The sequence below is a fragment of the Aeromonas sp. MR16 genome, assembly GCF_022549315.1.
Lineage (GTDB): Bacteria > Pseudomonadota > Gammaproteobacteria > Enterobacterales > Aeromonadaceae > Aeromonas > Aeromonas aquatica.
In genome coordinates this window covers 38,448-48,283 of record NZ_JAKZFK010000030.1, presented here as the reverse complement: position 1 = coordinate 48,283, position 9,836 = coordinate 38,448, and the positions used below count along the sequence as shown (strand labels likewise).

The following is a 9,836-nucleotide window of genomic DNA, read 5'->3' as shown; positions in this document are numbered from 1 at the left end:
AGCTGGCTGAAGATAGGGCTACTGGCGGAGGTCTACACCATCATTGTCTCGGCCCTGGCCGGCATGCTGGTGGGATATGTGCTGCACCGGATGAGGAGGTAATCATGAGCTGGCTGAAGATAGGGCTACTGGCGGAGGTCTACACCATCATTGTCTCGGCCCTGGCCGGCATGCTGGTGGGATATGTGCTGCACCGGATGAGGAGGTAATCATGAGCTGGCTGAAGATAGGGCTGCTGGCGGAGGTCTACACCATCATTGTCTCGGCCCTGGCCAGCATGCTGGTGTGTTATGTGCTGCACCGGATGAGGAGGTAATCATGAGCTGGCTGATGATAGGGCTGTTGACCCTGATCACCTTCTTCAACCGCTTCGCCTTCTTCTCGAGGCTGACCCGTTATCAACCCGGCGCCGAGATGGGGGCCTTCCTCAGCTTCTCGGCCCAGTCGGTGCTGACCGCTATCTGGTTGCCCATCGTTTTCAGCTACGAACCTGGCAAGGGGCTGGACTGGGATCCCGACTATTTGGCGGCGACCCTGCTGGTGACGGCCCTGACCCTGCTGCGGCTGCCGACCCTGCTGGTGGTGGTGGTCGGCATGGGGGGCTTCTTCCTGCTGCGCTGGCAGGGGGGCCTGCTCGCCCTGCTGCCCTGGCTGGGATAAGCCGTGATCGCACGCAGCGGATGTTCATTATGGATATCCGCTCTGTTGTGAATGTCACTTCAAATAAGGCCCTGCAAGTGTGAGGATTTAGCCATCATCCGCTTTGGAGCCTTCTATGTCCCTCACCGCCACCTGTCAGCGCATAGTGCGCGACCCTCTGCTCTCGCCGTCCCAAAAAAGCCACGCCCTGGCGCTGGCCGCCGAGAATGCCCTGCCTTACCCCGACCTGCCCGCCACCGTCATCGATGCCATGGCGCAGGGGGTGCTGTGCGATATGTTCGAGGGGCACGCCCCTTACAAGCCGCGCTACGTGCTGCCGGATTACCAACGATTCCTGAGTCAGGGATCCCCCTGGCTGGAGCTGGCGCCACCGCAAGACTTCGACGAGGCGCTGGATGCCTTGCGGATCCTCTATCACCACGTGCCCTCGGTGACCGGCATGCCGGTCTGGCTGGGGCGGCTGGATCACCTGCTGCTGCCCTTCGTCGGGGCGCTGGACGACGAGAGCCTCCATGGCAAGTTGCGGCGCTTCTGGATCTACCTGGACAGGGTGCTGCCGGACGCCTTCATGCACGTCAACATAGGGCCGGATGACAACCGACTCTGCCGGCTGATCCTGCGCATCGACGGCGAGCTCAAGCAGGTGGCGCCGAACCTCAGCCTGTTCCACGACCCCGCCCAAACTCCGGATCCCTTGCTGATGCAGGCGGTACAAAATATCGCCTCGTGCGGCAAACCCCACATCGTCAACTATCCGCTGCACAGAGATACCTTCGATGCCCGCGGGTTTGGCATCGTCAGCTGCTATAACGCGCTGCCGCTGGGGGGCGGTGCCAACACCCTGGTACGGATCTCCCTCAAGGGGGTGGCCGAGCAGAGTGCCGGCATCGACGACTTCCTGGAGACCTGGTTGCCCCACTATTGCGAGCAGGCCTCCCTGCTCATCGAAGCCCGTGCCCGCTTCCTGCATCGAGAATCCGGCTTCTTCGACAGCTTCCTGGTGCAGGAGGGACTGATCGAGGAGGGGCGCTTCGTGCCCATGTTCGGCATCTATGGCATGGCGGAGGCGGTCAATATCCTGATGGACAAGGAAAATCGGCCCGAGCGTTACGGCCGGGACGAGGAGGCGAACCGGCTCGGCTATCGCATCTCGGCCCAGCTCTCCGGCTATGTGACCAACAGACCCCAACCCCATGCCTGGGGTGGGCGCGCCCTGCTCCATGCCCAGGGCGGGCTGAGCCTGGATCGGGACGTGACGCCCGGGGTGCGCATCCCCTATGGGGAGGAGCCGGATCCCGCCAGCCACGTGCTGGCGCTGGCGCCACACCACGGTTTTTACGGCTCCGGCATCAGCGAGATCCTGACCCTGGATCCCACCATACGTCAGAACCCCCAGGCCCTGCTCCAGCTGTGCAAGGGGGCCTTCGTCCTCGGCATGCGGGAGTTCAGCGCCAACGTAGGGGATAGCGATCTGGTGCGGGTGACCGGCTACATGATCCGCAAGAGCGACGTGGCCCGCTTCGCGGCCGAGGGCTCGCGCCTGCAGACCACCTGTCTCGGCGCCGAGGCGAGCGAGCTGACCGGCATTCGCCAGCGGGCCCCCAGGGTCATCGGGCGTGAGAGCCGCCTGGGTGAGCGCTGACCCGAGCCGGCTGCTGACGAGGACCGCCATCGTCAGCAGAATATTGCCCTTCTCCTGCGTGGACGGGCCGGGTAATCGTCTGGTGCTGTTCCTGCAGGGGTGTAACTTTCGCTGTCCCGGTTGCCACAACCCGCACACCATAGGGTTGTGCGATCACTGTGGCGACTGCGTGCCCGCCTGTCCGAGCGGCGCCCTGCGGCTCGAGGAGGGGCGGGTGAGCTGGCAGGCGGCACTCTGTACCCATTGCGATCGCTGCACCGACCTTTGCCCGCGCCAGGCCAGCCCCAAGACAATGGTCATGTCGGTGGCAGAGGTGCTGGCGCAGTTGCGCCGCTATGGCCCGCTGCTGAGCGGCATCACCGTCTCCGGCGGGGAGGCCAGCACCCAGCTGCCCTTTGTGATCGCCCTGTTCACCACCATCAAGGCCGACCCCGGGCTCGCTCGCCTGAGCTGCCTGCTGGACAGCAACGGCTCCCTGGCCCCGGCGGGCTGGCAGCGGCTGCTGCCGGTGCTGGATGGCGCCATGCTCGATCTCAAGGGGTGGCGGGATCCCGTGCACCGTGCGCTGACCGGCTACGATCGCGAGCGGGTGCTGGCCTCTCTGCAACTGCTGGCACGGTGCGGCAAGCTGACGGAACTGCGGCTGCTCCATGTGCCGGGCAGAACAGATTTCGTCGATGTGCGGGGGGAGCTGGACGCCGGTCTCTGCGCCTTCTTGCGAAGTCTCGGTCCCGTTTCTATCCGCCTCAACGGTTTTCGCCATCACGGGGTACGCGGAGCGGCGCTGAGCTGGCGGGAGGCCGGCATGGATGAGTTGCAAATGCTGGCCAATGCCCTGATGGCCAAGGGGTTTGGCCCTGTCTCACTGCCCGCCATCGGGTGACAGGCAGGTTAAGCGCTTTGAGACCCGATATGACGCAACTGTGAAGTTCGTCTATATGGCGTGCGCGAAGTGACGGCTAGAATGGGAAAACCGCCCACCATCAACAGATAAATATGAGTGAAGCCAACGCCTTATACCGAGTGCAGTTTATTTGCCACAGCGAGCGCTACGAGGTCTATGTCAGGGAGGTCAATCAGGGTCCACTGTTCGGCTTCATCGAGATAGCGAATTTCGTCTGGGACAACCACACGGCGCTCATCGTCGATCCCGGTCACGAGAAGCTCAAGAGCGAGTTTGCCGACGTCAACCGCACCCTGATCCCCATGCATCAGGTGCTGCGCATCGACCAGGTGCGCAAGCAGGGGGCGGCCCGCATCACTGAGCTCGGCAACAACGTCGCCTCCTTCCCCGGCCCCATCTATACCAAGAAACCCTGAGCCGGACCAAAAAGCCCTGAGCCCGTTCAGGGCTCATCCCTGTACCATGACCCGCCCCAATTGCAGGATCCGTTGGCGGAACCAGCGCAGAGCGGGCTCTTCCCCCGTGGGGCCGTACCACACCAGGCTGTGGGTCACGGCGCCATAGTCGAAGGGAGGCGCGAGGCGCACCAGCCCCGGCAGGTCGGCCTGGGTCGCCCAGCCTTCGATGGCGGTGAGGATGAGATCGCTCTGGCGCAGCAAGGCCGCCGCGCAGCCAAAGTCCGGCAGGGTGGCCCCTATCTGGCGGCGCACCTGCAACTGGGCCAGGCTCTGCTCGAAGAAGGGGTTGGCCAGCTCGGTGTCGCGAATGGCGATGTGGCGCCAGCTCAGATAGGCGTCCAGATCCCAGGGCTTGTCCAGCGCCGGGTGATCTGCCCGCAGCAGGCAGACGAGCCTGTCTTCCCGCAAGGGCTCCCACACCAGCCCCGGGTGGCTCGGCAGGGGTTGGCTCTGATCGTGGGGCAAGATCACGAAGTCGAGTTTGCCCGTCGCCAGCCGCGCCAGCGCCTGCTCGTCCTTGTTCCAGATGATGGGCATCATCCCCGGCACCTCCCGCATCAACTGACCCAGAATGGGCCCCATGGGCCAGACCATGCCGCTCTCTCGCAGCGCTATGTTCAGCTGTCCCTGCCAGCTGGCGGGGGTGAACCCCTCCTGGCTGGTGAGGCCGTTCAACTCGCGCAGCAGCCGCTGCAGGCTGGGGCCGAGCCGCTCGGCGAACGGGGTGAGCAGCAGCTGATTGCCCTGGCGATAGAGCAGCTGATCCCCGAGCAGGGCGCGCAGTTGATTGAGCGTCTTGCTGACGGAGGAGGGGGTGGTGCAGAGGCGCTCGGCGCTGCGGGTGACGCTCTGGCTGTCCAGCAGCAGGTGCAGGGTGACCAGATGGCGTCCTCCCAGGCGAGAGAGTGCGATCAGATCCATAGTGGCTCCTGATACATAGCGGTTCCTGATAAAGGCGGGAAGGGGAAACAAAAAGCCCCGCCGAGGCGGGGCTTGGGGCTTAGCCCTTGAGCACGGCGGCCATGGCGTCGGCCACGTAGTCGACGTTGCGGCTGTTGAGGCCCGCCACGCACATGCGACCGGAGCGCACCAAGTAGACGGCGAACTCCTCACGCAGGCGATCGACCTGCTCCGGGGTGAAGCCGGTGTAGCTGAACATGCCGCGTTGGTTGACGAAGTAGCCAAAATCGCGGCCCGGCACCTTGGCGCTCAGCACCTCGAACAGCTTCTGGCGCATGGCCTTGATGCGGGTGCGCATCTCGGTCACTTCATCGACCCAGAGGGCGTGCAGCCCTGCGTCGTTCATCACGGCCGCGGTAATCTGGCCACCGTGGGTGGGAGGGCTGGAGTAGTTGCGACGCACGGTCGCCTTCATCTGACCCAACACCCGGCCCGCCTCTTCCGCATCCTGACAGATGACAGACAGGCCGCCGCAGCGTTCACCGTAGAAGGAGAGGTTCTTGGAGAAGGAGTTGCTGACGAAGAAGCTGACCCCCGCATCGACCATGGCGCGGATGGCGTAGGCATCCTCCTCCAGGCCGTCACCGAAGCCCTGGTAGGCGATATCCATAAAGGGGATCAGCCCCTTATCCACGACGAGCGCGATCACCTGATCCCACTGGGCGCGGGAGAGATCCACCCCGGTCGGGTTGTGGCAGCAGGGGTGCAGCAACACGATGCTCTTGGCCGGCAGGGTCGTGAGGCAGTCCAGCATGGCGTCGAAGTTGACGCCGCCGGTGGCGGCATCGTAGTAGGGATAGTCGTGCACCTTGATGCCGGCCCCCTCGAACATGGCCTTGTGGTTGTCCCAGGTCGGATTGCTGACCCAGACCTCTGAGGTCGGGAAGTAGCGCTTGAGCAGATCGGCCCCGATCTTCAGGGCGCCGGAGCCGCCTATGGTCTGGATGGTGGCGATGCGGCCGGCCTTGACCGCGGCATGCTCGGCGCCAAACAGCAGATGCTGCACGGCGGTGCGGTAGTTGGCGGCCCCTTCCATCGGCTGGTAGGGGCGCGGTGCCGGCGCGGCGGCGCGGGCGGCTTCGGCCTGCTGTACCGAGCCCAGCAGCGGAATGCGGCCCTGCTCATCGTAATAGAGGCCGATCCCCAGGTTCACTTTCTGTTCGCGGGTGTCTTTGTGGAAAGTCTCGACGAGCGTGAGTATGGGGTCGCCAGCATAGGCATCGACGTGTTCAAACATGGGGGGTCCTTGCGAAGTGGAGTCCAGAAAACGGAGATCAATGATCGGCGGTCATCATGGCGTAAAGCTGGCGAGGCCTCAAGCCCTTGTGTGGATGACCATCTCAAAGAGAGAGGGAGGTCGGTCGCCTCCCTGATTCATATGGTCCGGTATCAACCTATTCCTGCTCTGTCGGGGCTGGATCGTCATAGTCATCCACCGAGGTGATGCGGTTCTTGCCGGCGTGCTTAGCGCGATAGAGTGCGCCGTCAACCAGGACAAAGAAGGCCTCCTGGCTCAGTCCGTTGCGTCGGCCAATGCCGCTGCTGAAGCTTATCTGCATACCGACCTCACGCCAGGTCAGGGTGCTGGCGATCTCCCGCCATTCGTCCATGGTCAGCCGGGCAAGCTCCAACGACATATCCTCGAAGATGGCGATGAGCTCCTCGCCGCCGAAGCGATAGAGCGAGGCTCTATCTCCCAGCAGTTGCTGACCCAGGGTCGAGATCCGCCGCAGGACTGCATCCCCGGTGGCGTGGCCGTGGGTGTCGTTGATCGACTTGAAGTTGTCGATATCTATGATGGCCATGACATAGTCGCTGTCAGTTTCATGCAGCCGGGCCAGCTTCTCGTTCAGGCTATGGCGATTGTAGAGCCCGGTCAGAGGGTCACGGTTCATTCGCTCGAACGAGGCTTTCAACTGCTCGGAGACGATGGAGATCTCCTGCTTGAGCACATGGGCCTCGGGCAGATGGATCTTGTCCAGGTGGCTGAGCTGCTCCTCCTGGGACATGACCCGCAACTGCTTGACGGTCTGTAGCAGGGTGGCGATCAGTCGCTCGATCTTCAGCCGGAAGATGATGGCGGCGAGCACGAACAGGGTGCCGGTCAGTATGGTCACCACCAGCACCATGGTGCCGTAGCGCAGCGCCGCCTTGTCACGACGCAGCTGGATGGTGATGGCCAGCAGCTCGGGGCGAGCGGGTACGGTCGAGTAGGCAACGAATTCATCCTCGTCCGACGAATAGAAAGAGCCGGTGGTGCCGACCAGCTGATTGGACCAACTCGGTGCGAATAACAGGCCGATCCGGTTGGGATTGGAGTGGACCAGTATCCGGTTGCTCGCCCTGTTCAGCAACAGGTGCTGCAGGGCGTTGTCCCGGCTCAGCATGGCATCCAGCCGCTGTGACCAGGCCGGCAGATCGATGTCGGCCCCGACGACACCGTACGAGGTGCCGTCGTGGTGGTCGATGAGGCGAGCCACGGTGATGGTCATTCTGTGGGTCAGCGCATCTTCATAGGGAGGGGACCAGTAATAGTTCCCCGGCACGGCCTCTGCCCCCTTGAACCAGACCCGGGTGCGCGGATCGACAGCGTTGCTGTTGTGCTCGATGGAGAAGCGAAAATCCTGCTGATCATCGCTGGAGAACCACTCCCCGCTGGAGTTGGCGTAGAAGATGACACTCAACAGATCGTTCTGTTTGACCTGATCCCGCCAGATGTCCCTGTAGTACTTTTTGCTCTTATCGGATTGCGCGATGGGGATGATCTTGTCTGCGGTGATGGAGGTTCCCAGCGCCCGCACTAGCTGCTTGTGAATGTCCCCTTCGGCCAGCGACAGGGCATGGTTGATCGATACCAGTTTCTGCTCGATGGTGTCCTGATAGTGGAGCTTTGAGACGATATAGAGCGTGAGCATGGCCAGCAGCAGCGGCATGGCCAGCAGGATCAAATAGCCAGTCAGAAAAGAGGATTTTCCCTGCGGTGTATTTGAACGAGACATAAACCATCCTCACTGATGGCGGGGGAGCCGTCACCGTCCCATCGTGGCGGTTCTGGCAGCCCTGGCAGAATAAAATCTGAACGATGAAAAGGACGAGGTGTGGCCTGTGATTCTTCCTGTTTGAGAATAGGTTGGGAGCAAGGGAAAAGCATCGGCAGGCTGGCCAACGAGCATGACACCGCCGAGAGCCGTGGCAGAAAGCGGGGAGATGAGCAGCCACGACAACCGGCGATCTTTTTGTGACAGTGAGGCCAACCACGTCAGCGGGGGCTCCAGCCACTTGGGGGCGCGTATTCCTATGCCGCAGGCTGTACCGGCGAGGATGCACCAAGCCACGCGGGTTATGCCAATTCCTGGCCGGTTTATTTGAGGTAGGAGCGCAGTACCCGCACCACCTGATCCAGATCCTCAAGCCGCTCGGTCGGGGTCGCCTCGGCGGCGCCGAGGTGCTCGCGCATGTGACCCTCCAGCACCTCCAGCATCAGGCCGTTGACGGCGCCGCGAATGGCCGCTATCTGCTGCAAGATGGCGGCGCAGTCGCTCCCTTGCTCCAGCGCGCTCTCAAGCGCCCCTGTCTGCCCCTTGATGCGGCGGACTCTGGCCAGCAGCTTCTTCTTGTTGTGTACCGTGTGTGACATGCAGGATCCTCTCGCGCGATAAAACTATACTGGGGTATAGTATATTGCATCGTGCCCCGCAGGAGAAATTCATGTCGTCCGTCGCCTCACACTGTCAGCAACCCGTGGTACACCAGGGCAATCCGCTGGCCGAACAGAAGACCCGCTGGGCCGTGCTGCTCACCCTCATCATGATGGTGGCGGAGATAGGCGGTGGCTGGGTCTTCAACTCCATGGCACTGCTGGCCGATGGCTGGCACATGAGCTCCCACGCGCTGGCCCTCGGTCTCTCGGTGCTGGCTTATCGCGCCGCCCGCCACTATGCCAGGGACCACAGGTTCAGCTTCGGCACCTGGAAGATAGAGGTGCTTGGCGGCTTCACCAGCGCCCTGCTGCTGGTGGGGGTGGCGGGGCTGATGCTGTTCGAATCGGTGGCCCGCTTGCTGGATCCCAGCCCCATCCACTATCAGCAGGCCATCGGCATCGCCCTGCTTGGCCTGCTGGTGAATCTCGCCTGTGCCTGGTTGCTCAAGGACGATCAGGGCCATCATCACGGTCACGACCATGGTCACGACCATGATCATCATAATGGCCACGCTCATCATGAGCACGGCGGCAGGCACGAGCATCAGGATCTGAACCTGCGCGCCGCCTATATCCACGTGCTGGCGGATGCGGCGACCTCGGTGCTGGCCATCTTCGCGCTGGTGGGGGGCATGTTGTGGGGGGCCGACTGGCTGGATCCCCTGATGGGCATAGTGGGGGCCGTGCTGGTGGCGGTCTGGGCAAAGGGCCTGCTGCGCGACACCGGGCTGGTGCTGCTGGATGCGGAGATGGATGCGCCCGTGGTGGAGGAGATCCGCGAGGTGATCGGCGACCTGCCTAGCACCGAGATCCGCGATCTGCACGTCTGGCGGGTCGGACAGGGGCAATACGCCGGTGTGCTGTCGCTGCTGATGGAGGAACCCGTACCGGCCCGGCAGATCCGCGAGCGGCTCGCCATCCACGAGGAGCTGGTGCACCTGACCATAGAGATCGACAGGGCCTGAATCAGGCCGGTGCGGCGGCTCCTCAAGGCGACCGCCCTGCTGGCTGGCGCCCGACTGCGGTGTTAGCCGAAGGGCGCTGTCTCTCAGGCAACGGCGAGGGGTTCACGCCTCGGGCTTGTGCTGCCAGACGGTGCCCAGCAGCAGCCTGAGCAACAACCGGGGCGGGTCATCCAGCAGGCGGCCCGCCTCCAGTTGCAGCTGGCCATCGGCACTGAACCTCAGGCTGGCGTGGGGCAGTTCCTCCTCATCCACAATCTGGATGATACCGTGCAGGGTGCCCCGCTCCCCGGGCTGGCAGCGCAGCCTCAGTTCGCGCGGCTCCCCCAGCAGGGTGAAGGCGCGGGAGAGCTGCGGGGTATCCTCGTAGTCCGGCCATTTGAAGAAGTGATACTGCTCGGCGAGGGCCCCGGCTCGCTGGCAGAATTGATCGAACAGCTGGCTGATGGCCAGGTACTCCTCGTCCAGCCGTTTCGCCTGTTCATCGATACGCGTCATCGACATCTCCTGATATCCATTTGATCGGAAATAGATTTTTACTGCATCACCG

General features: G+C 63.1%; 10 protein-coding genes and 2 pseudogenes. 7 read left to right on the top strand and 5 right to left on the bottom strand.

Features of this window, described 5'->3' with window-relative positions; all coding sequences use genetic code 11:
- Window positions 1-125 precede the first annotated feature (125 nt).
- From MM194_RS18075 to MM194_RS18050, 6 genes and pseudogenes are all read left to right on the top strand, one after another.
- Window positions 126-209 (top strand): annotated as a pseudogene (locus tag MM194_RS18075) (branched-chain amino acid ABC transporter permease); the annotation flags it as partial.
- Between the two features lie 23 nt (window positions 210-232).
- A pseudogene (locus tag MM194_RS18070) lies at window positions 233-316 on the top strand (branched-chain amino acid ABC transporter permease); the annotation flags it as partial.
- A 2-nt stretch (window positions 317-318) separates the two neighbouring features.
- Window positions 319-660: an AzlD domain-containing protein gene (locus tag MM194_RS18065; protein ID WP_033130678.1), complete on the top strand. Its 342-nt coding sequence runs from the start codon at window positions 319-321 to the stop codon at window positions 658-660.
- 115 nt (window positions 661-775) lie between these two features.
- On the top strand, window positions 776-2,302 hold the full coding sequence (locus tag MM194_RS18060) for a YjjI family glycine radical enzyme (RefSeq protein ID WP_241344326.1): 1,527 nt from the start codon (window positions 776-778) through the stop codon (window positions 2,300-2,302).
- A gap of 28 nt (window positions 2,303-2,330) precedes the next feature.
- Window positions 2,331-3,185 (top strand): YjjW family glycine radical enzyme activase, encoded by an 855-nt coding sequence (locus tag MM194_RS18055; protein ID WP_241344328.1) that lies wholly within the window; start codon window positions 2,331-2,333, stop codon window positions 3,183-3,185.
- Window positions 3,186-3,298: 113 nt separating this feature from the next.
- Complete coding sequence (locus MM194_RS18050) at window positions 3,299-3,622, top strand: DUF1820 family protein (protein ID WP_033130680.1); 324 nt, start codon at window positions 3,299-3,301, stop codon at window positions 3,620-3,622.
- Between the two features lie 33 nt (window positions 3,623-3,655).
- On the opposite strand, the gene MM194_RS18045 is transcribed toward MM194_RS18050, so the two are convergent.
- From MM194_RS18045 to MM194_RS18030, 4 genes are all read right to left on the bottom strand, one after another.
- The gene (locus tag MM194_RS18045) at window positions 3,656-4,585 is read right to left on the bottom strand and encodes a LysR family transcriptional regulator (RefSeq protein ID WP_241344325.1); all 930 of its coding nucleotides are present in this window, start codon (window positions 4,583-4,585) and stop codon (window positions 3,656-3,658) included.
- Window positions 4,586-4,664: 79 nt separating this feature from the next.
- A complete protein-coding gene (locus MM194_RS18040; RefSeq protein WP_033130682.1) occupies window positions 4,665-5,861 on the bottom strand; it encodes an amino acid aminotransferase in 1,197 nt (398 codons plus the stop codon).
- A gap of 157 nt (window positions 5,862-6,018) precedes the next feature.
- Window positions 6,019-7,623 carry a diguanylate cyclase gene (locus MM194_RS18035; protein WP_241344324.1) on the bottom strand — a complete coding sequence of 535 codons (1,605 nt, stop codon included), beginning with the start codon at window positions 7,621-7,623 and terminating at the stop codon, window positions 6,019-6,021.
- A gap of 362 nt (window positions 7,624-7,985) precedes the next feature.
- The gene (locus tag MM194_RS18030) at window positions 7,986-8,261 is read right to left on the bottom strand and encodes a metal/formaldehyde-sensitive transcriptional repressor (RefSeq protein ID WP_033130683.1); all 276 of its coding nucleotides are present in this window, start codon (window positions 8,259-8,261) and stop codon (window positions 7,986-7,988) included.
- 71 nt (window positions 8,262-8,332) lie between these two features.
- Here MM194_RS18030 and dmeF point away from each other — a divergent pair, with 71 nt between their 5' ends.
- Window positions 8,333-9,289 (top strand): CDF family Co(II)/Ni(II) efflux transporter DmeF, encoded by a 957-nt coding sequence (gene dmeF / locus MM194_RS18025; protein WP_241344323.1) that lies wholly within the window; start codon window positions 8,333-8,335, stop codon window positions 9,287-9,289.
- Window positions 9,290-9,391: 102 nt separating this feature from the next.
- Here dmeF and MM194_RS18020 read toward each other — a convergent pair whose 3' ends face one another.
- Window positions 9,392-9,784 carry a hypothetical protein gene (locus tag MM194_RS18020; protein ID WP_033130685.1) on the bottom strand — a complete coding sequence of 131 codons (393 nt, stop codon included), beginning with the start codon at window positions 9,782-9,784 and terminating at the stop codon, window positions 9,392-9,394.
- Between the last annotated feature and the right edge of the window lie 52 nt (window positions 9,785-9,836).